Here is a 22938-nt window from a genome sequence, read left to right on the forward strand (position 1 = left end):
TAATTTTATTTCTTATTAACAAACAAACTTACAACGAGCAAGTCTATAATTTTACTTTTAACTTGTGGCTATTTGTTACTTCATATAGTTTAAGATACTGTTAATTTATGTACACTTGTCTTAATCGATTGTTCCATACTTTTCTTCCATTTTTACTGCTATGGATAATCCAACTGAAAATGTTGCAATTCCAACCACTATAGCAGTAAGCATTAAAACATGGGGTATAGGATTGCTATATGAATAAAAATTTGAAACCAATATAGGAGGCAAGGAACTTTTTATATATCCTAGAGATATGTAAAATAACAAAACAGATGCTTGGAAGACGCTTACCCCTATCATTTTCTTGATTAAATTTTTATCGTTTATAATAATATATAAACCTAGCACCATTAATACAATAATAATCGTATAATTATATAAAGTCATTGTTTTTTCCTACGAGCAAAATTTATATATATAATTAACATAGAGGAGCAGACAGTAAATGCTACACCTAATTCCACCAAAAAAATACCTAATTTTTGACCGGTTCTATTATTGGTTAACAAGATATCATAAGATAAAAAATTTTGGCCAAGTAAAGTTGTTGCAACGCCCGTTCCTCCATAAATTAAAATACCTAACACGTTAGTCAATCTAATCACAGAATAAGGTATTGCTTTTAGAGTTGTAGATACACCAAATAGCATTGAATATAATATTATCCCGGAGGCAATAATTATTCCTGCTTGAAAACCTCCACCCGGAGTGTAATCACCGTGAAATTGTATGTATAAACCAAATAAAATGATAAAAGGTATCATCAAAAATGTTACTGCATTTAATATCGGATCTTTAATCATTTTCTTTTTCTTCTTTTAATATCAACGTTATACAAAGCGCAGCAGTAAAAACTACTATAGTTTCTCCAAACGTGTCATAACCACGAAAGCTTGCCAAAATAGCTGTCACTATATTAGGAATACCGGTAGCTTTTTCGGTATTTTCCACATAATAAGGAGCAACATGCAAGTGGATCGGAGCATTGTGGCTGCCAAAATCTGGCAATTGAATCATAAAATATGACAAACATACAGCCAGAAATAACATAAAAAAAAGCGTTATAGGGTTATGAGATAGATTTACTTTATGATTCTTTATCAAGGAGAGTGCTGCAAACGTAAAAACTGTACTGAGCCCCGCACCAACAGAAGCTTCAGTAATTGCAACATCAGGTGCATTCATAATTAAGTATATAAGCGCAATCAGTGAACTAAATACACACATTAGAACAGCACTTACGACTAAATGTCGCGAGAAAACTATAAAAACCGTAACTGTTAGTAACAACAAAAGTAACACTACATTTAATATTTCTAACACCTTAGCCTTCTTTAACAGTTTTTTTCTTAACTTTATAATGAGTGCGCGCTAAAATATAGCTATTAGTTGAGTTAGCTACCCATATTATAAAAATTAATAATACTATTTTAACAGTATTGATTGAAAATCCATTCTGCAAAGCAAAACCAATTAACAATAACGTTGCACCGCTAGAATCTGTAATACCTGCTGCATGTAACCTAGTATAGAAATCAGGAAATCTGATCACCCCTATATTTGAAATAATTATCAAACAAATACCTAAAAATATGAAAATGGATCCTATCATAAATTATCAAAACAACATTAATCTCATTAGTGCTATAGTTGATATAAAGCTAACGCTAGCATACAACAATGCTATATCAATTAAAAAAAAATTATTCAGAATGATTGATATTGCTGTTATAAGTACAACTACTTGCGTTGAGAAATTATTGAACGCTAAAACCTTATTGTACACATCATTTGACTTAGACACTATGCAACACAACATTACACTCATACAGAACAACAGTGTATAGATAGCAATGCAAATCATTTAAAGACTATGTGACTTCAGTAGATTTCTAAACGGATACTTCTTCATCGCCATCTTGATCATTTATTTCATCATCTATTTCACCATCCACTTCATAATCTTGGCTTTCTTGACTTGCATCAAGATCTGTGTTATCAGAAAAATTTAATAAATTCGCTAGCTTACTTGTATTACTGCTGTAAACATTATTCATATTTCCTTTCATGTATTCCTTGCATCTACCTACCAAAAGGCTAAACAGCTCATGAGTATCCACCTGTTTTCCTGCTATTTCATGTAAGGAAACTATGGTATTTTTATGACCTTTAAACTTAGCTGCTTGAATTGGATTACTTGCCCCTGTATTTAAATCATGTGTTCTTTGACTTGCCAACAGAACCAATTTGAAACGGTTACTTACCCGTTCTATACACTTTTCTACAATAGACTCAGCCATAAGATACTACCTTAATAAGTTTTATACTATATCACAAAAAACAAGTTGTCAACTTTGTATCTATTGCGATTCAACTTCATGTTTTACTTTTTCTGCCTCAGATTTTATTTCTTGGCTTTCTGTCATCGTGATTGTTATCTCATGATCAAGTTTTTTTAGAAATCCTAACAATCGCTCTAAAGAAAAACCATCTATTTTACCATTTTTAATTTGCGATACCTTTGGCTGATCAATACCAAGTTTCTCAGCTGCAAAAGCCTGAGTCCAAGCATTTTTTTCTACAATTTTATTTATTATATAAAGCAACTTTGTTTTTATTCCTGCACTGTCTAAGTTATTTAACGATATTATTTCCATAATTCTTACACTCACATATCAATTAACTTTATTAAATATTATAACATAATATTTAATATACCAAGATATTAATATCATGTAACTTGTCAATAATTATATGATATCAATATTTAAAACTTTAAGTTGATTATATATTAATATTTTTATCAAATTTCTAGTAATTTTAAATTACCATTTTACCATCAGTCTATCTGAAAAAACCATTTATAGAAAGAACAAGCTAAGATTACAAAGCTTGAAATACAAAAATAATTATTTTATAAATTTATCTTACATAAGAAGTTTATATCTCTATATCTTAATATAAATATTTATTTAAATTTTTAAAATTTCTATTTTAACGAGAATTCTATATATTATATTTATAATATAATTTAAATATTTGTTGCTTTTTAGCTGGAACATTATTTAGTTAGTAAGTAAAATTGTGTTGAATATGACAAAAATAAAAAAAGATGTTGCTGTTATTATGGGAAGTGAGTCAGATTACACCACTATGGTCCATACTGTTGATATGTTAAAAGCATTAGAAGTTTCACATGATATATTCATAATATCTGCACATAGAACACCAGAAAGGCTCTTCAATTTTGCTAAATCTGCACAAGAAGAAGGTTTTAAGGTTATTATAGCTGGTGCAGGAGGTGCAGCTCATTTACCTGGTATGGTTGCGTCACTAACTTGTTTACCAGTTATCGGCGTTCCTGTGCATAGTAAACAATTAAATGGGCTGGACAGCCTACTCTCTATAGTTCAAATGCCAAAGGGTGTTCCAGTTGCAACCATGTCTATAGGAGAAAATGGAGCATATAATGCTGCCATTACTGCCGTATCTATATTGTCAATTTCCAACAGTGAAATTGCAGGTAGGTTAAAAAAGTGGAGAGAGAAACAGACCAAAGAAGTAAAAGAAAAACCAGTTTCATAATAAATCTATGGCAATAATTCTTTTAGACACAAAAACCATAAACCGTATAGCAGCGGGGGAGGTGATAGAAAGGCCAGCAAGTGTAGTAAAGGAATTAGTGGAAAATGCAATAGATGCTGGAAGTTTAGAAATAGAGATTAAAATAGAAAGTGGTGGGCGTAACCTTATTATTGTGACAGATGATGGTAACGGAGTAGAAAAAAACGATTTAGAACTTGCGTTTATGCGCCATGCTACTTCAAAATTGAGCGACAATGAGTTGATAGAAATCAAGCATCTTGGCTTTAGAGGAGAAGCTCTGCCTTCAATTGCAGCAGTAAGTAGGATAAAATTATCGTCTAAGGCAAGAGAAGCAAATGAAGCATGGTCTATAAGTTATGAGGGTGGAGAGAAAATAGGGGAGCAAACTCCTTACTCTTTATCACAAGGCACACATATTGAAGTACGAGATTTATTTTTTGCCACTCCAAATAGACTAAAATTTCTAAAAACTGAAAGAGCAGAAACTCAAAGCATTGTTGATATTGTAAACAACCTAGCAATGATTAACTATCATATAGGGTTTACTCTCACTTCAGGTAATAAAAAGCTCTTAAAATACGCTAAGCAGACTTCGTTATTTCATAGATTGTGTGAAGTAGAAGAAGAATTTCAGGGCAGTTCTCTGGAGATTAATGAAGAAGAAGACGGCATTAAACTTACGGGACACATCTGTAAGCCGACCGTCAATCGTGGTAAGTCCACTCAGATCTATACGTTTGTTAATGGAAGGCCAATTAAAGATAATTTACTTATTGGCGCAGTTAGGTATGCATATCATGATTTTATTCCAAGCGATAGGTATCCTTTTGCAGCGTTACATTTAGAGATACCTTATGATCAAGTAGATGTAAACGTGCATCCAAATAAGTCAGAAGTAAGGTTTCAGAATAAGAAGCTCATATATGAGATAATGACAAGAGGATTAATTAAAGCATTGTCAAGAAGGATAGGCACCTTTCCAGCGCATGACCAGAAAATGGATTCAACATTGCCAGATCCTTTTGATAAACCTGATGTTCAAAATGAAAGAAGGCCAAGTCCTTTTGAAAATCAACTAATAAAAGAATTTGCTTCTCCAAATGAAAAAGCAAAAGGCTTATCAGAACAGTCAAAATCGTTTGATTATACCGGCATACAGAAATTCCCAGCACAAGCGGAGGCTATGGTTCTAGAAAAAAAGGTGTTAGAGCAAGTTGATTTGATAGAGAGCCACCCGCTCGGGTTTGCACGCTGTCAGGTCTATAATACTTATATTATTGCAGAGGTAAGAGACAAATTGATTATAGTCGATCAGCATGCAGCCCACGAGAGATTAGTATATGAATGCCTAAAACAAAAATCAAGTATAAAAAGACAAAAACTACTTCTTCCTGAAACGGTTGAAATCAAAAATCAAGCCGGAATGGAGATGATTGAAATCTATAAAGATAAGTTATTTGAAATGGGTTTTGATATTGAAATCAAATCAGAGAATAAAGTGATAGTAAAAGAAATCCCTGCAATTTTGGGAGCAATAGATGTGAAAGAGATGCTAATTAACATAATTGATAGATTAACGGAAATAGAAGATACATTGCCAGTAGAAGATAAAGTGAACAAAATATTGGCCACTATCGCTTGTCATGGATCAATTAGAGCAGGCAGGAAAATGAGATTAGAAGAAATGAATGAGCTGCTGAGACAAATGGAAAAAACCCCATATTACGGGCAATGCAACCACGGAAGACCAACTTATATAGAAATGAAACTCAGTGATATTGAAAAACTTTTTGAGCGTAGGTAATGAGGTTGCCATAAATATGTAAGTGCTCCTTTCTCGTCATCCAAGTAGCTCATAGAAACGAAAAAACTTCCTTGACAAACCTCGCCAGCCCCCTTATCATGAAACTGAAGCTATTTATTTATCTTCTCTGTACAGATTAAATGACAAAAAAACTCACGTATCTGGCGTCTCATGTTTAATTTTTTGCACTATGTGCACCTTATGTCTTTATAAAATTTCTAGGTTTTTACCTAATATAAGCTAAAATGCGCTTATAAAGCATTTAAAACATAAAAAAACGCCAACTTAAAAAATGGATAGTGAATAACTAGCTACCCTAGGGTTTCTTTTGCCTTTTTTTCTGTTTAGTAAATTTCTTAAACATTTATGACTAAAGGTTAGTTGCATTAAAAAGCAGCTAAATCGCGGTTATTAAGCGTTTAGAATAAAAAAACGCCATACTTGAAAGTATAATGTAAGTAATTAGCCAACCACGGGGCTTCTTTTGCCTTTTTTTTCGCTTAGTAAATTTCTTAATGTTTATAGCTAAACGACAACCGTCATCCCGCTACGTGTTAGCGGGATCTCTTGTTAGCGCCGCGGCGGTATGACGTCTCGCTTGCAACCTATAGCTTTGTCATTCCAGTGCTCCTTTTTTTGTCATCCCAGTGCCTTGACTATTTGGATCCAGAAAACTTAGCTTCGAGTCAAGTAGGCTGCAAATAAAAACTGGATTCCAGCGTCACGCGCTGGAATGACACCCTGACAATCGTCATCCCGCTACGTGTTAGCGGGATCTATGTTAAGAGATACCGCGGCGGTATGACGTATAGAAACTAAAAAAGTTCTTTTTTAAAAAACTTAAGTTATACTTATAAGTGTTTGATATCTTATATAGTAATTATGTCGAGTTTAAGCTGCCTTTATGGTGATAATGCAGAATTTGTGGAAGAAATGTATAGCCGTTATTTGCAGGGCGATAAATCAATCGGGGAAGATTGGAACAGAATTTTTTCAAGTAATTTAGAAGTTAAGAAAACGGAGACCTGCAATGTAACCAAGACGGATGATTCGGCTTCTGATTTGGCAAATTTCTTTAGGTCTTACGGTCATTTTTTTGCAGACTTAAATCCATTATCGCCAAATGTAAGTAAAGAAATAGATTATCAGAAATATTCGAATCTTTCTCCTACGGATGATACTAGAATCTATAGAGATATTTACTGCAAGAATATCGGTTTTGAATTTATGCATATTTCCTCTTATGAGGAGAGAATGTGGCTGCAAGAAAAAATAGAAAGTCAGAGCTACAAACTGGATTCGCGAGACAAAAAAGAAATACTGAGGCACTTGATCGAATCTGAGATGTTCGAGCAATTTCTCCATATGAAATTTCCTGGATATAAACGCTTTTCTATTGAAGGTGGAGAATCAGCTATTGTTGCAATTGAGAGAATCATCAGTGATTCTGCAGCTTTTAGTATTGAAGAAATAGTCCTTGGCATGGCTCACCGCGGACGACTCAATGTTCTAACCAAAGTTATGGGAAAAGAATATGCAGCAATGCTGTCTGAATTTCAAGGCAATCTTGCATACCCAAGTGGTCTTGAGGTGTCCGGTGATGTTAAATATCACCTTGGTTACTCTTCTGATCGAGCACTTTCAGGTGGCAAAAAAATACATTTAAGTTTATGCCCTAATCCATCTCACCTTGAAGCGGTAAATCCGGTTTTGGCTGGAAGAATAAGAGCAAAACAGAATATAAGATCTGTGCTTGGCATATCAATTCATGGTGATGCGGCTTTCATCGGTCAAGGAGTGGTTGCTGAAACTTTAACCTTAAGCAATATTGAAGGCTATAAAGTGGATGGCATTGTGCACATTGTCATTAATAACCAAGTTGGTTTTACTGCTAACCCATGTTGCGCACGATCCTCTTTTTATTGCACTGATATAGCAAAATCAATAGAAGCTCCAGTGTTTCACGTCAATGGAGATAACCCGGAAGCTGTGAGTTTTGCTACAAGTCTGGCGATGGAATATAGGCAGAAATTTAAAAAGGACGTAGTAATTGACATAATGTGCTACCGCAAATATGGCCATAATGAAGGTGATGAACCGAATTTCACTCAGCCACTTATGTATAAGGCGATATCAAAGCATAAAACTCCTGGAACATTGTATGAAGAAAAATTGACTGCAGAGAAAGTATTAGATGGCGATGAAGTAAATAAATTGCGCAGTGAATTCAGGGCAAAATTAGATAAAAGTCTTGCTGAATCAGCGGCTTACACTCCAAAAAAAGCTGACTGGTTCGGTGGAGTGTGGTCAAAATTAAGAAGAGCAAAGCTGAACGATTTGAGCGAATACTACACGGATTCTGGTGTTCCGCCAGATGAGCTGAAAAAATTGGGTGTTCATATAAATAGCAATATCCCAAGTAGCTTTAATATCAACAATAAAGTTAGAAGAATACTCGATGGCAGAATAGACAGTATAAATTCCGGTCACGATATAGACTGGGCAACTGCTGAAAGTCTTGCATTTGCATCACTGCTCACAGAAGGAATAGGAGTGCGTTTATCAGGACAAGATTCTGGACGTGGAACTTTCTCGCACCGTCATTCAAGGCTTGTTGATCAGGTAACAGAAGAAGCGTTTATTCCGCTAAACAATATAAATGAAAAGCAAGCTCACTTTGAGGTCATAGATAGCGCACTATCTGAGTATGCTGTAATGGGCTTTGAATATGGATATAGCCTTGATTCCCCGTATTCACTGGTGCTCTGGGAAGGACAATTTGGTGATTTTGCAAACGGTGCGCAAATTATGATCGACCAGTTTATCGCATCTGCAGAAACAAAGTGGTTGCGATCAAGCGGTCTAGTTTTATTGCTGCCTCATGGTTATGAAGGACAGGGACCTGAGCATAGCTCCGCACGTATAGAGAGATTTTTGCAACTCTGCGCAGAGGATAATATGCAGGTAGTTAATTGTTCCACTCCGGCAAATTACTTCCATGTCTTACGCAGACAAATGCATAGAGACTTTCGTAAGCCTCTGGTAGTGTTTACACCTAAATCGCTACTGCGCCACAAAAGAGCAGTTTCTAACCTATCCGATTTTGAAGGAAAATTCCTCACGGTGATTCCAGAATGTAGAAAAGGTTTAGTTTCAAGTGATAAAGTACGAAAAGTTGTAATATGCAGCGGTAAAGTTTATTACGATATAATTGAAATGCTTGAAACACAAAAAATAAACGATATAGCAGTAATACGTTTGGAGCAATTCTATCCGTTTCCGGCCGATAAACTAAGCAGTGAACTTGAGAAATACGAGAACGCTGAAATTATATGGTGTCAAGAAGAACCAAAAAATATGGGAGGATGGTTTTTTGTCAACCCATTGATAGAGGAAGTGTTATCCAATCTCAATATTCAAGCAAAAAGACCTAAGTGTATCGCAAGACCTGCTGCTGCATCTCCTGCATGTGGTTATGTTAGTGTCCATGCTCAGCAACAAGAGGAGATTTTAAGACAGATCGCTTAGTATTTACAGTTATTGAAGCAGAAGTGGTGCTATAAAAGTAGCTGACACTTGAATCCGGTTGCATCACGCGCTGCAGCCAGGCGCAATAGAAAACGCATTACACCAATAAAGCCCTTTTGGTACTCAAGCAAATATAAAAGATTTTTATTCTATTAAAAAAAATATAATTTTTATTAAAATTTTCATTTATTTTTATTTAAAAAGTAAACATTATTAATATTTACTTTAATTAATATAGGATATATATGAATACAAAAATATTTGAGATGTTAATAAGGAGAACTGGTCTACGCAGAGATAGCAAAGCTGAGATCATACAGTTAAATAGAAATGAAAAAGCTTTTGTAGATGAGGATAAAGAATCTATCGAATTAGCTGAGGCCATTTTTGAAGAGAATAATATGTTTCATTTCCGCAAACCAGGTCCTGCTATGGATTACATTTTGCACAAATTAATAAATGATAGGAAGCTTTTCGAGGAAATGAAAGATAGAGGTACAAGTATAATACGTCTTTTTTCTTTGTTATCAATGTATCATGGTCGTCTCAATTGCTGTGTTATAAGAAAAGGAGGGTGTATTACTGAGTGTGGCATACTTGATTACGCTGGCACCTATCCAGAACTAGTGCCTTTAGAGGACTTTATACTTATTGAGCCTTGCTCGTACCTCGAGTACACTGTGCTTGATAATGATAACATCAGAAATAGGTTAGCTAGAGACTTGACTGAAGACAAAACAAAATTAGATATTTTCGTAAATGGAATTTTAGCAATAAAGAGCTCGGATTTAGTATTATCTTGTATTAACAAGATAGAGGTTCTTAATGAGGAAGATAGATATTTTGTTAATCGCTTACAGAAAAACAACATGCTAGACTACATCTTAAACAAAGATGATACAACACTTGCAAAATCAACTCTAAAGGAGTTGTTGAAGCTTTCTATTTTGCAGGAAGAAAAAAGCACTGAGTTAGAATCTCCCCAAGCTTCAAGTGTAAATGTTAGCAAAGCTCAGCAACATTGTAGTATATAGCTGGTGATAAAGTTTAAAATAATTGCATATACTGAGGCTCATTTAGGTATAGAGCCTCAGTGGTGCTTAATTTTTCAATTTATGGTAGACTAGTAGCCCTACTATGATGTGGATCTATGCTCGCTTATAACTAAAATTTCACTTCCACCAAGGGGATATTATTCCAGCTATTGCTTCCATAGTCATCAATCGAAGCGTTTAAGTAATCTGTATCAAAGCGTACGGGCACATCAAATTCGAAGCTCGCAGTGATTATCGCATCTTTTACTGGTGGCTTCATAAATGTTATTTCTCCCGTTGAATAATTTACTGAATATTCACTCTCTTCTTTACCATTTAAATAAATCTTTACTGTCCCATGTACTGGCTTTTTGATCATACGTATATGCTTATCTTCCCCACTTACATAAGTTTTGATTAGCTGAAAAGTCGTTTTTTTGTTATCTCCTATACCAATCTCTTGATTAATGGCTATAAAATCCGACCAATCCTTAAAACGAAACCCTATTGCTTTACCTTTTCGTGCATGAAAAAATGTTATTAGTTCTAGTAGCTGCTCGTTTGATCTGACCCCGTAAGCTATGTTGTATCTAGTGCGTGCATGAGACCAATTGATGTTGCGCTGTTCACAACCATTGTGAGTTGTTACAACGTCAGTGGAAAATTCCGGTCCTCCAGTGGAACCATAAGATATATTTTCTGGAAATCTAATTTCTGTGAATGACATATGTCCTCCTGTGAAAATGAAATTGAGATGATAGTTTAAAAAGTCTTAAATCCTTAATGTTGCCTTATCAATAAGGCTGTGCATTTTTAATCCCACCTTCTCTAAGAAAGTGTGGGCATTATCTTCTTGACCTTTTCCTAACTCGCTTTTCAGTTCGTTAATGTCTTTATGACTCTGCGTTAATTGATATACACAAACACATGCAGCGACTAAAGCAGTTCCAGCAAGACATGCAAAAGGAATTGCTTGAGTAATGATAGCAGCTATAGCAGATGCTGTGAATGCTATAGCTGTTATTACAGTAGCTATTACATAAATAGCCTCTTTCCTGTAACTATTGATTAATTTTTTTTGTATTTCTTTTTGTTGTGTTTTTTGTTCTTGCTGATGAGAGGAAGGGATTTTTTTATCTGTGTAAATTTGTAAAACCGGCGCACTAGTGTTGGTATTAATTATTTCTTGTTGTACTTTTTGCTCTGATTGATTAGAAGTAGGAATTTCTCTATCCGTATAAACAGTCGCACTAGCGCTGGCATTAATTCCTTCTTGTCGTGTTTTTTGCTCTAGTTGATGAGAAAAAGGGATTTCTTTATCCGTATAAACAGTCGCACTAGTACTGATATTAATTATTTCTTGTTGTACTTCTTTCTCTGATTGATCAGAAGTAGGAACTCTTTTACCTGTGCCAAGAATTGCTTCACTAGAAACTTGTTGATCTTCTTTTATATCTTCAGAAATTCCACTAAGGAGTGGTACAAAATGTTGCATGTAATTCACTACTCCTACAGTTTTTTTACTATTATCTATCTTTAATTGATCAAGATTCACACCTTGTATAAAAACTTCTAGATCATCATCATGTGCTGTAATTTTAGTTACTGTAACTTTTTGACTATCTTCCTCTATTGAATAAATATCAAGCTCCACTTCATACTTATCACATATCATTCTCCCTTCAATCCCTGGGCGACCCCATATAGGTAGGCTAGCTTCTGTAGCCATACTTCTAATATCTTTTAAATATCTATCAAAAGATGCAATATTGTCTGGTATAATATTGTTCTGGTTATCTTTCATTACATTTCCATTTGAACCTATCATAGGTACAGCATATCCTTCAGCAATATTTTTTGTTATTTCATCAAAAACCCATCGTGAGTCCTTTTTGTTTTCAGCATAATCTGCACAATCTTTTCTTAATGATTTTGCGGTAAAACGATGACCAGGTTTTAACTCATTCAACCCTTGAGCCACGGAGTCAAAAAAGCAATCCCCTGTCTTTAGAGCAGCCCCTATCTTTAGTTTTTTAGAATAAGCACTCTTTAAATTATGCAATAAATTACTTGATTTTTTCTTTTCTTTGATTTGTCGAAAAAGAGCAATTGGTTCTCTTGTATAATTAGGTTCTTTCATATTGTAACTCCAGAATGGTAATTATATATTGAGTTTAACACTTTTTAATGGATTAGTCAATCTTTGCAGGCTGAGGTTATGCTTGACTATAGGCATCACCTGCTTTTCTTGAGCTACTGTGTCACTTCTACGTGCCGTTACTTATCACACCCACAGTTACTATACTCAGGTTCATTTGAGTTGTCAAGCAAAAAAAATAAAATTTTATGGCAAACTGTAACTAGCCTTGCTTGTGACTTAATTCATCTACTTTTTTGCGTAATACATTCAAATCAGTTGCTCCTACAAACAGGCTATCTCCAATTATTAAAAAAGGTGTACCACCTACTCCCAAATCTCTTACTAGAAGCCTACTGTTGTTTATCATTTGCTCAATTTTGTCCGCGTTATCTTTTATGGAATCATTAAAATCGTCCTCATCAATCCCTATGTTTTTCACTATATCCAATATGCTTTCGTCTGAAAATTCTCCTTTGTGACTTAAAGCAGCATGGTGAAAATCGAAATATTTTTCTTTATCGAGAAAATAGACAGCTAAAGCACTTTTTGCTGCCTTTAAAGAAGCGTTACCAAGTATTGGAGCATCCCTAAAGATATACTTAATTTTGCCGTCGTTAATTAACTGCTTTATATCATTCTTTATAGCTTTGCAATGTCCACAAGAATAGTCAAGGAAGCCTACAGCTATAACACTACTATTTTCATTTCCGGAGTAAGGATAAGTAAGGTCAAATATTTCATCCTTGTATTGTGAAATTTTACTTTTGGTTACATTATCTCGAGCAGCGTAACTACTTTTAATCGACTCCTCTTTGAGAGTTTTTACGATCTTATCAAAATTTCTACTGATATAATCATCTAATCTCGTACTTATTTGGTCATCGGTTAGGGTTTGACCGCGGTGTGAAAGCCAATTGTTTATTACTGGTAAACTTGCTACTGCCAGTATAAGAATCAATAAAAACGATATTCTAGACATATACTTATTAAAGAACCTACAATATAAAACTTTTAGTACACATTTATCTATATATTAAAAGAAGCATCTAATGTTAATATATAAAAACATTTATATCAAGTGTATTTTATAGTCAGTTTTGCCTCGAATACAAACTTTACGTACAATGATTAGGTATATTGTCACAAAGTTCATCAGAAGACTTGGTGATGAGGGTGGTGAAACATTTTGGTAGTTGATTATCTTATAACTGCCATGTATAATGCTAACAAACGCGGCGATAAATATTGGTAAAAAAAAGGAAATAGCCATTCTAGGAAGTAAGCTTCTCTTTTTCCCATTTGCTGAGTTTATTGCAGTGTATGGTCGCGTCGTGTGGGTGTAATAAAACAATTTTTCAGTCAATATGCCGATAATTTTAAATATTCTATATGAGTGTCATAATGAAATTTTTAAAAACTCTTTTTAACTTAACATTGTTAGTGTTTTTTATAACTCCTCCAGTTGAAGCAAGGTGGACTAAGTATGAAGATGCTCCCATTGAGATCAAAATTTCTAATAGTACCATTAATATTAATGGGGATGGTACTTATGAATTAGAATCAGAACTCCAAGCAAAAGTACTCAAGGAATCTGGGCGTAGTGCATTCTCCCCATACAGTCTTATTTATAATGGTGATAGTGCAGACCTCACTATTTTAGAAGCTAAAACAGCTTACAATGGGAGGGAATACGTAGTCGCTAAAAACATGATAGAGGACAAGGCGTTGGCTAGTCCTCAAGGTTTCGATCAGCTAAGGCAAGTAACCATATCATTTCCTAAAATGACAATTGGTGCAGAAGTATATCTAAAATATAAACAAATTCATAAAAAAGTTCCTATTGATAATTTTTATGGTTTGCACTTTTCTTATTATGGGCGGTATTTTCAAGCAGAGAATACTAAAATCAATTCTGAGTTGCCTCTAGAGATTAGAGTGAATGATCCAAGAAACGTATTAAAGATCGCTGAGGAGAAAAAGAATGGTGTACATTCTATAAGCATTACTTTAAAAAAGGCAATTTATGAAGGTTTGATAAATGAGCCACATAATGGAATATTGAATTTTAAGCACAATACTTGGGTATCACTGTCAAGCCTATCTAAATGGGAGGATTTAGCAAAAAAATTAGCTCCTGGATATTATAACGTCATTACTCAGCCACTTCCTACAATTTTTACGGCCATAGCAGAATCTGCTGCCAATGAGAGTACTGATGAAGAGAAAATTAACGTTGTTACTTCTTTGTTGAATGAGAAAATTCAATACACGGGAGATTGGCGTACAGTGTCAGGACGATTTTTTCCAAGAGATTTAGAGAAAATTGCTGATTATCAAACTGGAGATTGTAAGGATTTTTCTGTTAGTACGGCTGCTATTTTACAAAAACTTGGTTACAGAGTTCAACCTACTCTAGTTATGAGAGGAATTACTAGCATTCCTAATTCCGAAGCATTACCTAATCTGGGTAATTTTAATCATACGATGCTCAGAGTAACAAATAAAGGTGGAAAAATATATTGGATTGATCCGACTAATAAGGTTAGTATGGCACAAGGTATTTTTCCAGATGTTGCTGACAAAGTTGCTTTAGTATTGGATTCTAAAGAAGTTAGCTACACAAAAATTCCTGCTGTACAAGCTGAAAATTCAAAAATTATATCCCATAGTGAATTAACTATACAAGATAATGTTGTAAACGAACGTGGTCAGCTTACTATGCAAGGGGAGTCAGCTATGAGCTTAGCAAGTGCTGGATTATATTACTCAAACGAGCAGTTAAGAGATTCTGTTTTTTATATAATTAGTGGGGTATATCTTAATGAAAAAGAAAAGAAATTCTTAGAATTGCCTGATCTTACTTCGCGTAATGTAGAGGATCTTACAATTAAGTATGAATTACAACAAAAAAATAAAGTTTTTAGGACGAACCTAGGACTTGTTTTAACTTTAGAAAATAATTTGCTTAATGGTGTCGTAAATACAGTTTCTGACCAAGTGTCAGACATTTTTATAGGTACTCCTCATACTCGTGAAACGCATACGGTAATAAAAGACATTGCGATTAAAAACTGTGCAGAATTGAATTTTGAAATAAATTCTCCATGGTTATATGTAAATAGGTCATGTAAACATCAAAATGGCAGCACAGAATTAAATGATATAGTAGCTATACAGAAAAGCTTTATTACCAATGAAGAGTTAAACACTACTGAATATAAAAACTTAAAAAGCGAGCTGGAGAATAATTTTTCTAGAGCCTCTATAATAATAAGTGAATAGGTTGTGCTGGGAAAAACACTTCTTAAAAGACTTAAAATCTTTAAAATATGTACAACAACTTACGCGACTTCATCAAAGCCTTAGAAGAAAAAAAAGATCTGATTAGGATTAAGGAGGAAGTTTCAACAGTTCTTGAAATGACAGAAATTCACCGCAGAGTTTTGTCAAACAAAGGACCAGCTATCATCTTTGAAAATGTTGTCACAGAAAACGGCAAAAATTCGATTCCAGTTTTAGTGAATTTATTCGGTACTATTGAAAGAATTGCCTTGGGACTGAACATAAATCCTGGTGAGCTAAGAGATCTTGGTAAACTTTTAGCATTTTTGCAATCACCTGAGCCGCCAAAAAACTTTAAGGATGCTATAAAAATGTTTCCTTTGTTGAAAGTTGTGTTATCGATGCGAAGTAAAATAGTGAGCAAGGCTCCATGTCAAGAGGTAGTGCTAACCGGAGATGAAGTGGACCTAAGTCTACTGCCCATTCAAACATGCTGGCCAAATGAACCTGCACCACTTATCACCTGGCCAATTGTGGTAACGAAAGGACCCACGAAAGAAAAGCAAGATAATTTTAATCTTGGAATATATCGTATGCAGGTTATAGATAAAAAAACAACACTAATGCGTTGGCTTGCACACAGGGGTGGCGCAACTCACCATAAGCGTTGGAAGGAAGAAGGCAGAAATATGAAATTTCCTGCTGCTGCTGTGATCGGTAGTGATCCTGCAACGATTATTGCTGCGGTAACTCCAGTGCCAGAAACATTGTCAGAATACCAATTTGCTGGACTACTGCGAAAGAAGCCGCTTGAGCTGGTAAATTGTAAGACTATTCCACTTCAAGTGCCAGCTCACGCGGAAATCGTTCTGGAAGGCTATGTGAGTTTGGATAGATATCAAGACGAAGGGCCATACGGAGATCACACCGGCTACTATAATTCTGTTGAGCAATTTCCTGAATTTAATATTACTGCAATTACTATGCGTAAAAATCCAATTTATCTCAGCACTTTCACCGGCAAGCCACCTGATGAACCATCGATTCTTGGTGAAGCACTCAATGAAATTTTTGTGCCCATTCTTATTAATCAATTTCCAGAGATAGTGGACTTTTATCTGCCGCCGGAAGGTTGCTCATATAGAATAGCGGTAGTGTCGATAAAAAAATCCTATCCAGGGCAGGCAAAAAGAATTGTTATGGGCATACTTTCTTTTCTAAAGCAGTTTTTATACACGAAGTTTATTATCGTTGTTGATGATGATATAAATATACGTGATTGGAAGGAAGTGATGTGGGCAATGTCAACAAGGATGGACCCTGTGCGTGATACAATCATGATAGAAAATGCACCTATTGATTATTTAGACTTTGCTTCCCCTGAAAGTGGACTTGGAGGTAAGATGGGATTTGATGCGACAAATAAAATCCCGCCTGAAACCAAACGAGAGTGGGGAAAGAAAATTGAGATGAGTGAGGAAATAGTAAGGAAAGTCGCGGAGAAGTGGGAGGAATATATGGACTAGACTTCTTGCATAAAAGCAGAAAAAAGTTTGGCGTTTTTTATAATGCCGTAATTAGCATTAACTGATAATTGTGATTTAAGTTCGTCACAGTGCCCTTTTTTTGTCATCATATAGCTATACCGCCGCGGTATCTCTTAGCCGCTAACAAGTAGTGGGATGACGAGCTTATCGTCATCCTGCCGCGAACCGTCATACCGCGATTCATTCGCGGTATCTCAGCCGCTAACAAGCAGCGGGATACTTAGGGATGACGGTTGTTGTTTAGCTGTAAATATTAAGAAATTTACCAAATGAAAAAAAAGGCAAAAGAAGCCCTGGGGTTATTATCCGCTTTAAAATATTGGCGTTTTTTATGTTTTAAACGCTTGACAAGCGAGATTCAGCCGCTTTTAATTGCAACTAACCTACGCTGCAAATGTTTAAGAAATTTACTAAGCAGAAAAAAAGACAAAGAATCCCCGAGTTAGCTAGTCTTTTACTATCTCTGTCGAGTATTGGCATTTTTTGATGTCTTGTAACGCTTTATAAGCGCGTTCAGCTTATTTAGATAAAAATCTAGATGTAGATGAAGTTTTGTAAAGACATACAGTATCTATATACTGCAAAAAATTGAACATAAGACGCCGATACATTAAGTAATCCTTACCTTTTAATCTGCAGATTGGCGAAAGCAAATACAATAGCTTCAGTTTCATGATAAGTGGGCTGGCGGAGTTTGTCAAGCAATTTTCGTTTCTGCGAGTACCTGAGTTTATTGACTTCATTAGAGCCAAAACTCTTGAGACCTAGGTGATAATTCTATCTAAAAGGATGCCAAAAAAGAGAAGCAACCCTACGTAGGAATTATTTTTAAATATGGACATGCATTGACTGGGATCGTCAGGATTGAAATTTTTGTATTGGCGGTGAAATATGAACCCTACAGCAAGTAGAGCAATATAAAAAATGTTATTTAATGATGATAAGATACCAGCATATAGCCACGTCATAAGAGATATTAAATAAAATCTTTTCAACCAAGATTTTGTTGTATCACCAAAATATAATGCGGTAGATTTCATCCCGAGTTTTTCATCATCTTTTTTATCTTGATGGGCGTATATGGTGTCATAACTAAGCGTCCAAAAGACGCATCCTATATAAAACAGCAAGGATTCTATACTGATCTGGTTTATTATTGCTGCTGAGCCCATGAGCGATCCCATATTGAAGGTAAACCCTAAGAACAATTGTGGCCACCAAACATACCGCTTTAATAAAGGGTAAGTAGCTATCATACACATTGAGATTATTCCAAGTATAAGTGTAGTTTTATTAGTTAATAATAAGATTACCAGGGCAATAGACAGTAACAGTGAAAGTAAAGCCAAAGCCTGCTTTATGTTTAATGCACCACTTGCAAGTGGCCTATATTTTGTTCGTTCAACGTGCGCATCTATTTTTCTATCGAAGATATCATTGATTATGCACCCTGCGGGTCTCATTAAAAATGCACCTATAGTAAACAAAACAAGGAGAAAAAGAGTCTGATACGATAGAGAAGTTGAGGCTAAAAGAATACCGCTCAAACTGGGAAATAGCACAAGCCACAAACCCGTTAAACTGTGCAACCTCATTAATGAAAAGTAACGATTGAAATGCATTAATTAAGTGTGATTATGTAATATTTTGCTTACATTAACAAAATTATCGAACGCTAAGTCAGGCTTGAAAACTAGTTCAGGTATAAATCGCAAATCAACATAACACAGTATAGATTTACGTATTGACCATGCAGATTGGTTCATTTCATTAACAACGGTGTTAAGATCACAATTATTCTCAGAAGGATCTCCAGTGCGTCTTTTTTCTGGATCTAAGTAGTCAGCTACTTGAATATTCAATGAAGATAACACAATATATACATCTGCTTTTTTCAAATCTTTACTTAATTTTACGTCAGATACCGCTACATTTTTATTGAACACCTTACCTTCCATTAGAATTCTTGATATTGCTCTATGCAATACCGATGCTATCTTTAGGTTTCTAATTTCCTTTTTCATATCCAGCTACTATAACACCCTTTCTTCTTGCACTAATTGATAAGCTTCCAAAATATCTCCAACTTTAATATCGACATTACCCTCTAGTGATACTCCGCATTCAAAGTTTACACCTACTTCTTTAACATCATCTTTAAATCTACGTAGTGCTTTTAACTTTCCTTCATGCACCAATTTGCCACCACGCACTACCTTAATTAAAGAATCTTTTTTTATGACTCCATCACTTACATAACATCCAATGATATTACCAGCTTTAGATACATTAAATATTTGCCTTACAGATGCAGAACCAACACGAACCTCTCGTGTAACAGGCTTTAACATTTTAGTTAAATACATTCTCATGTCGTCAATGAGCTCGTATATTATGTTATAAGTATGTATTTCTATACCTTTTTGTTTTGCCAAGTCCCTTATTTTTGAGTCCACTTTTACATTAAAAGCTAAAATTACTGCACTTGATGCTTCTGCAAGCAGCACATCTGAATCTGTTATCCCTCCTACTGCTTTGTGTAGGATATTTAATTTCACTTGGTCTTTACCGAGTTTATCAATTGAACTTGATATTGCTTCAATAGAACCAGTTACATCGCACTTTAAAACTACAGATAGTTCTTCTGTTTCGCTGTTATTACGACTGAATATATCTAAATTATTGTCGCCCAAATCTTCTTTCTTTTTCTTGATCAACTCTAGCCTGTATTCAACAATTTCACGCGCCTGCTTTTCAGAATTTACAACAACAAATTTATCTCCAGCATTTGGTACACCATTTAGACCAGTAATTTCAATTGGAGCGGAGGGTAGTGCTGCTTTTTCTCTTTGACCAAGGTGATTAACCATACTACGTACTTTACTGTATGTTGTACCAACTACCAATATGTCACCAACCTTTAACGTTCCTTCCTCAACTATCAATGTAGCTGATATTCCTTTCGCTTTATCTATTTTGGATTCTATTACCCATCCAAGTGCTCGACAATCTTCTATTGCTTCTAGCTTCATTAATTCAGCGATTAACAAAATCGTCTCTTCTAGTTTATCTAAATTAGTTTTCTTTTTTGCTGATACTGGCACAATCATAACATCACCACCAAGCTCTTCAGGAATGAGATCATATTGAGGTAAGCTACTCATTACTTTCTCCACATCACCAGGCTCAGATTTATCAATTTTATTAATAGCAACTATAATAGAAACATTTGCTGCTTTTGCATGATTTATTGCTTCAACTGTTTGTTTCATGATTCCATCGTCAGCTGCAACTACTATTACAACTATATTAGTAATATTGGCACCACATGCACGCATCGCAGTGAACGCTTCATGTCCTGGTGTATCAATGAAAGTAATTTTTTGCTTATCTTTTGTTATTATTTGATAAGCACCTATGTGTTGAGTTATGCCACCTGACTCTCTTTCTGCAACATTAGATTCACGAAATGCATCGAGCAATGAGGTTTTACCATGATCGACGTGTCCCATAAAAGTGACGATTGGTGGTTTAGGTTTTTTAGGCAGGCTTTCTCTGCCTTCTATAAAAAATAAATCCTTTTCTTTGTTGGCATCGCTCACTCGTTTAGCCGTATGATTAAATTTTTCCACTATTTCACATGCTATATCTGGATCCATCAGATCATCTACTCTATAACTCTCACCGACTTCTTCTTTGAACATTTTTAGCACACTCTTGCTATCTTCTGCCATGCGAATAGATAACTCCCTGATAGTTATTTTGTCTGGTATAATAACTTCTCTTGATATATTTTTACCCTTAGTAAACTTTGACTTTCTACCTCTTATACCAAACCTTTGCTTAAATACAGGGGGTTGTTCAGTTTTTTCATCTATTGCCTGTGCAATTACCAGTTTAGAATGCTTAGAATATATATCTTTGTTGACTTTAAAAGACTTTTTATCGTTGTCCTCATGGTCAATACTATCTTCTTTTGGTTCAACTAAGTGGGTATTACTTAAAACTTGCTTATTTATTTCCTTAGATAAAGCGTCCGCTTCATTTTTCTCGTCAGTCTCTTTATTGCTGTCTTCTTTTGCTGTTTTCTCTTTTTCTTCTCTCTGATTTCTTTCTTTCAGCAAAGCAGCATTCTGCACAGCATTAATGCGAAAAATTTGTTCTTTCTCTGTTAAAGAACCTAATTTACTCTCGTCAAATAAATTATGTTCTTCTGCATCATGAGATTTTTTTCTTCTTTTTTTTACTACTGTAGCTCCAGTACTTGGGCTAGCTGAAGAGTTTAAATTGAGGTCTAATTTAAGCTTGCTTAAACCTTGGAGCGTTAATTTTTTATCACTGATATCTTCATTATTCATATTATTTTATTATATTAATCCAAGCTTTTTACGTGCTTCTATGATTATTGAATCTACTGTATCTTTTAGATCTTCTTTGCTATCGGATGAGGAAGAGAGTATGCTGCAAAACTCATAACTTGATAAATCTGCTATGTCCTCTAAAGTCTTAATATCATGCTTACTAAGAGCAATTTTATTGTCTATTGATAAAGTTAAATTGATTACATCATCCTCCATACCTAAACTTTTTAGCTCTTCTATTTTTCTATCATTTTCTGCTTTCAGGTACTTATTTGCTCTATTGTGAAGTTCGTTTGCAATATCTTCATTAAAGCCCTCTATTGAAGCAAGCTCTTTAATTGAAGCGCTAGATATGTCTTCTACACTTGAAAAACCTTCTGTTACCAATAGCTGACCCATAATCTCTTCTAAGTTTAAAGCTTCAGCAAATAAAGCTGAACATTGACTAAGTTCTTTACTTCGCCTTTCTGATTCTTGCTGAGTGCTTAATATCTCAATTTTCCATCCAACAAGCTCTGAAGCTAATCTTACATTCTGGCCCTTTTTTCCTATAGCTAAACTCAATTGATCTTCAGCAACTATTAACTCTATGCAATTTTCATTTTCATCAATAATAACCTTCGATACTTCTGCAGGAGTAATGGCTTTGATAACAAATTGACCCAAATCTGAGGAGTAATTTATAACGTCAATTTTTTCACCATTTAATTCGTGTATAATAGTTTTTATTCTATCTCCCTTAACTCCAACACAAGCACCTACTGGATCAATGTTCTTGTCGGGAGAGAAAACGGCAACCTTAGACCTTGAACCAGCATCTCTAGCTATACCTTTAATTGTCACTAATCCGTCAGCAATTTCTGGTATTTCTTGATTTAATAATGCCTCCAAAAAGCCTTCATGAGTCCTAGAAAGAATAATTTGACGTCCATCATCAGAACGCTTAACAGTCTGTATGTAAGCTTTAACCTTATCACCTTCACGAAATGATTCACCACCAGTTAAATTTCGCAATGGAAGATATGCCCTAGTGCCATTTATGTCTATAATAAGATCTGAATATTCTACTTGTTTAACAATACCATACCTTATTTCTCCCACTTTATCTTTAAATTCCTCATATTGCTTTTTTGACTCTTCATCTTTAATTATTTGAGCAATCGTTTGCTGGGCAATTCTTGCTGAAGCAAGATCAGTGTTAAGAGAGAGCAATTCACTAACAGTATCTCCAACTTTTGCATCTCCTTTTATTAATTTAGCTTGTGTAAGCGTAATTGATTCACACTCAGTATTCTCTTTTTCATTTGATTCATCATCAATAACTTTTAGTTTTCTATATGAAGTAACTTTGCCTGTGTTTCTATCTATATCAACTACAATTTTACTTTTGCTACCATATTTTTGATGAGCCACTGCTTCTATAGCACTTTCTAGTGCCTTTATTACAACATCAAAATCTAAACCTTTTTGAAGTGAAAGCTCTCCTGCTGTTTTTATTACATCAAGGCTTCCAACTATGTTATTCTTGTTACTTTTCTGCTTAACACTGCTTTTACGATTAGCAATCATAATAAATAAATCCAATGTAATT

At 34.7% G+C, this 22938-nt stretch carries 20 protein-coding genes; 6 read left to right on the forward strand and 14 right to left on the reverse strand.

The window, feature by feature from the left end; genetic code table 11:
* Positions 1-120: 120 nt before the first annotated feature.
* From OOK89_RS01300 to OOK89_RS01330, 7 genes are read right to left on the reverse strand one after another with little or no spacing between them, the layout of a single operon-like run.
* Entirely contained in the window at positions 121-432 is a 312-nt protein-coding gene (locus OOK89_RS01300) for a cation:proton antiporter subunit C (protein ID WP_006279706.1), read from the reverse strand.
* Positions 429-848, reverse strand: a complete 420-nt coding sequence (locus OOK89_RS01305; protein ID WP_006279705.1) for a Na(+)/H(+) antiporter subunit B — start codon at positions 846-848, stop codon at positions 429-431. Before OOK89_RS01305 ends, OOK89_RS01300 begins: the two co-directional genes overlap by 4 nt.
* The gene (locus OOK89_RS01310) at positions 841-1368 is read right to left on the reverse strand and encodes a DUF4040 domain-containing protein (RefSeq protein ID WP_015589497.1); all 528 of its coding nucleotides are present in this window, start codon (positions 1366-1368) and stop codon (positions 841-843) included. Before OOK89_RS01310 ends, OOK89_RS01305 begins: the two co-directional genes overlap by 8 nt.
* 1 nt (position 1369) lies before the next feature.
* Positions 1370-1657, reverse strand: coding sequence for a monovalent cation/H(+) antiporter subunit G (mnhG, locus tag OOK89_RS01315; RefSeq protein WP_006279703.1), 288 nt, complete (start codon positions 1655-1657; stop codon positions 1370-1372).
* A 6-nt stretch (positions 1658-1663) separates the two neighbouring features.
* Entirely contained in the window at positions 1664-1909 is a 246-nt protein-coding gene (locus OOK89_RS01320) for a monovalent cation/H+ antiporter complex subunit F (RefSeq protein ID WP_007548527.1), read from the reverse strand.
* A 28-nt stretch (positions 1910-1937) separates the two neighbouring features.
* Positions 1938-2345: a DNA-directed RNA polymerase subunit omega gene (rpoZ, locus tag OOK89_RS01325; RefSeq protein ID WP_007548528.1), complete on the reverse strand. Its 408-nt coding sequence runs from the start codon at positions 2343-2345 to the stop codon at positions 1938-1940.
* A gap of 60 nt (positions 2346-2405) precedes the next feature.
* Positions 2406-2702 carry a helix-turn-helix domain-containing protein gene (locus OOK89_RS01330; RefSeq protein ID WP_012673420.1) on the reverse strand — a complete coding sequence of 99 codons (297 nt, stop codon included), beginning with the start codon at positions 2700-2702 and terminating at the stop codon, positions 2406-2408.
* 436 nt (positions 2703-3138) lie between these two features.
* Between OOK89_RS01330 and purE the strand changes: the two genes are divergently transcribed.
* The 4 genes from purE to OOK89_RS01350 all read left to right on the forward strand — a co-directional run bounded on the left by purE (position 3139) and on the right by OOK89_RS01350 (position 10017).
* Complete coding sequence (purE, locus tag OOK89_RS01335; protein WP_006280351.1) at positions 3139-3630, forward strand: 5-(carboxyamino)imidazole ribonucleotide mutase; 492 nt, start codon at positions 3139-3141, stop codon at positions 3628-3630.
* A gap of 7 nt (positions 3631-3637) precedes the next feature.
* Positions 3638-5455 carry a DNA mismatch repair endonuclease MutL gene (gene mutL, locus OOK89_RS01340; RefSeq protein WP_264719109.1) on the forward strand — a complete coding sequence of 606 codons (1818 nt, stop codon included), beginning with the start codon at positions 3638-3640 and terminating at the stop codon, positions 5453-5455.
* A gap of 882 nt (positions 5456-6337) precedes the next feature.
* On the forward strand, positions 6338-8983 hold the full coding sequence (locus tag OOK89_RS01345) for a 2-oxoglutarate dehydrogenase E1 component (protein ID WP_264719110.1): 2646 nt from the start codon (positions 6338-6340) through the stop codon (positions 8981-8983).
* A 245-nt stretch (positions 8984-9228) separates the two neighbouring features.
* A complete protein-coding gene (locus OOK89_RS01350; RefSeq protein ID WP_264719112.1) occupies positions 9229-10017 on the forward strand; it encodes a hypothetical protein in 789 nt (262 codons plus the stop codon).
* Positions 10018-10147: 130 nt separating this feature from the next.
* On the opposite strand, the gene OOK89_RS01355 is transcribed toward OOK89_RS01350, so the two are convergent.
* The 3 genes from OOK89_RS01355 to OOK89_RS01365 form a co-directional block, all read right to left on the reverse strand.
* Positions 10148-10744: a TIGR02217 family protein gene (locus OOK89_RS01355; RefSeq protein WP_138265061.1), complete on the reverse strand. Its 597-nt coding sequence runs from the start codon at positions 10742-10744 to the stop codon at positions 10148-10150.
* A gap of 45 nt (positions 10745-10789) precedes the next feature.
* On the reverse strand, positions 10790-12157 hold the full coding sequence (locus tag OOK89_RS01360; RefSeq protein WP_264719113.1) for an OTU domain-containing protein: 1368 nt from the start codon (positions 12155-12157) through the stop codon (positions 10790-10792).
* Positions 12158-12377: 220 nt separating this feature from the next.
* Positions 12378-13136, reverse strand: coding sequence for a DsbA family protein (locus OOK89_RS01365; RefSeq protein WP_264719114.1), 759 nt, complete (start codon positions 13134-13136; stop codon positions 12378-12380).
* A gap of 422 nt (positions 13137-13558) precedes the next feature.
* Here OOK89_RS01365 and OOK89_RS01370 point away from each other — a divergent pair, with 422 nt between their 5' ends.
* Positions 13559-15439, forward strand: a complete 1881-nt coding sequence (locus tag OOK89_RS01370; protein ID WP_236514513.1) for a DUF3857 domain-containing protein — start codon at positions 13559-13561, stop codon at positions 15437-15439.
* 47 nt (positions 15440-15486) lie between these two features.
* Complete coding sequence (locus OOK89_RS01375) at positions 15487-16965, forward strand: UbiD family decarboxylase (RefSeq protein WP_151807676.1); 1479 nt, start codon at positions 15487-15489, stop codon at positions 16963-16965.
* Between the two features lie 785 nt (positions 16966-17750).
* Here OOK89_RS01375 and ubiA read toward each other — a convergent pair.
* The 4 genes from ubiA to nusA are packed head-to-tail and all read right to left on the reverse strand — an operon-like array spanning position 17751 to position 22916.
* A complete protein-coding gene (gene ubiA, locus OOK89_RS01380; protein WP_264719117.1) occupies positions 17751-18608 on the reverse strand; it encodes a 4-hydroxybenzoate octaprenyltransferase in 858 nt (285 codons plus the stop codon).
* Positions 18609-18611: 3 nt separating this feature from the next.
* Positions 18612-19010 (reverse strand): ribosome-binding factor A, encoded by a 399-nt coding sequence (locus OOK89_RS01385; RefSeq protein WP_015589509.1) that lies wholly within the window; start codon positions 19008-19010, stop codon positions 18612-18614.
* Positions 19011-19019: 9 nt separating this feature from the next.
* A complete protein-coding gene (infB, locus tag OOK89_RS01390) occupies positions 19020-21344 on the reverse strand; it encodes a translation initiation factor IF-2 (protein WP_264719119.1) in 2325 nt (774 codons plus the stop codon).
* 9 nt (positions 21345-21353) lie between these two features.
* Positions 21354-22916 (reverse strand): transcription termination factor NusA, encoded by a 1563-nt coding sequence (gene nusA, locus OOK89_RS01395; RefSeq protein WP_151807679.1) that lies wholly within the window; start codon positions 22914-22916, stop codon positions 21354-21356.
* Positions 22917-22938: the final 22 nt, after the last annotated feature.

Origin of the sequence: Wolbachia endosymbiont (group A) of Lasioglossum morio (genome assembly GCF_947250585.1) — a bacterium.
GTDB lineage: Bacteria > Pseudomonadota > Alphaproteobacteria > Rickettsiales > Anaplasmataceae > Wolbachia > Wolbachia pipientis.

What these genes read in the sequence shown, in the direction of transcription:
- OOK89_RS01300 (WP_006279706.1), bottom strand. Translation starts at nt 432, where the DNA reads ATGACTTTATATAATTATACGATTATTATTGTATTAATGGTGCTAGGT.
- OOK89_RS01305 (WP_006279705.1), bottom strand. Translation starts at nt 848, where the DNA reads ATGATTAAAGATCCGATATTAAATGCAGTAACATTTTTGATGATACCT.
- mnhG (WP_006279703.1), bottom strand. Translation starts at nt 1,657, where the DNA reads ATGATAGGATCCATTTTCATATTTTTAGGTATTTGTTTGATAATTATT.
- OOK89_RS01320 (WP_007548527.1), bottom strand. Translation starts at nt 1,909, where the DNA reads ATGATTTGCATTGCTATCTATACACTGTTGTTCTGTATGAGTGTAATG.
- rpoZ (WP_007548528.1), bottom strand. Translation starts at nt 2,345, where the DNA reads ATGGCTGAGTCTATTGTAGAAAAGTGTATAGAACGGGTAAGTAACCGT.
- OOK89_RS01330 (WP_012673420.1), bottom strand. Translation starts at nt 2,702, where the DNA reads ATGGAAATAATATCGTTAAATAACTTAGACAGTGCAGGAATAAAAACA.
- purE (WP_006280351.1), top strand. Translation starts at nt 3,139, where the DNA reads ATGACAAAAATAAAAAAAGATGTTGCTGTTATTATGGGAAGTGAGTCA.
- mutL (WP_264719109.1), top strand. Translation starts at nt 3,638, where the DNA reads ATGGCAATAATTCTTTTAGACACAAAAACCATAAACCGTATAGCAGCG.
- OOK89_RS01345 (WP_264719110.1), top strand. Translation starts at nt 6,338, where the DNA reads ATGTCGAGTTTAAGCTGCCTTTATGGTGATAATGCAGAATTTGTGGAA.
- OOK89_RS01350 (WP_264719112.1), top strand. Translation starts at nt 9,229, where the DNA reads ATGAATACAAAAATATTTGAGATGTTAATAAGGAGAACTGGTCTACGC.
- OOK89_RS01355 (WP_138265061.1), bottom strand. Translation starts at nt 10,744, where the DNA reads ATGTCATTCACAGAAATTAGATTTCCAGAAAATATATCTTATGGTTCC.
- OOK89_RS01360 (WP_264719113.1), bottom strand. Translation starts at nt 12,157, where the DNA reads ATGAAAGAACCTAATTATACAAGAGAACCAATTGCTCTTTTTCGACAA.
- OOK89_RS01365 (WP_264719114.1), bottom strand. Translation starts at nt 13,136, where the DNA reads ATGTCTAGAATATCGTTTTTATTGATTCTTATACTGGCAGTAGCAAGT.
- OOK89_RS01370 (WP_236514513.1), top strand. Translation starts at nt 13,559, where the DNA reads ATGAAATTTTTAAAAACTCTTTTTAACTTAACATTGTTAGTGTTTTTT.
- OOK89_RS01375 (WP_151807676.1), top strand. Translation starts at nt 15,487, where the DNA reads ATGTACAACAACTTACGCGACTTCATCAAAGCCTTAGAAGAAAAAAAA.
- ubiA (WP_264719117.1), bottom strand. Translation starts at nt 18,608, where the DNA reads ATGCATTTCAATCGTTACTTTTCATTAATGAGGTTGCACAGTTTAACG.
- OOK89_RS01385 (WP_015589509.1), bottom strand. Translation starts at nt 19,010, where the DNA reads ATGAAAAAGGAAATTAGAAACCTAAAGATAGCATCGGTATTGCATAGA.
- infB (WP_264719119.1), bottom strand. Translation starts at nt 21,344, where the DNA reads ATGAATAATGAAGATATCAGTGATAAAAAATTAACGCTCCAAGGTTTA.
- nusA (WP_151807679.1), bottom strand. Translation starts at nt 22,916, where the DNA reads ATGATTGCTAATCGTAAAAGCAGTGTTAAGCAGAAAAGTAACAAGAAT.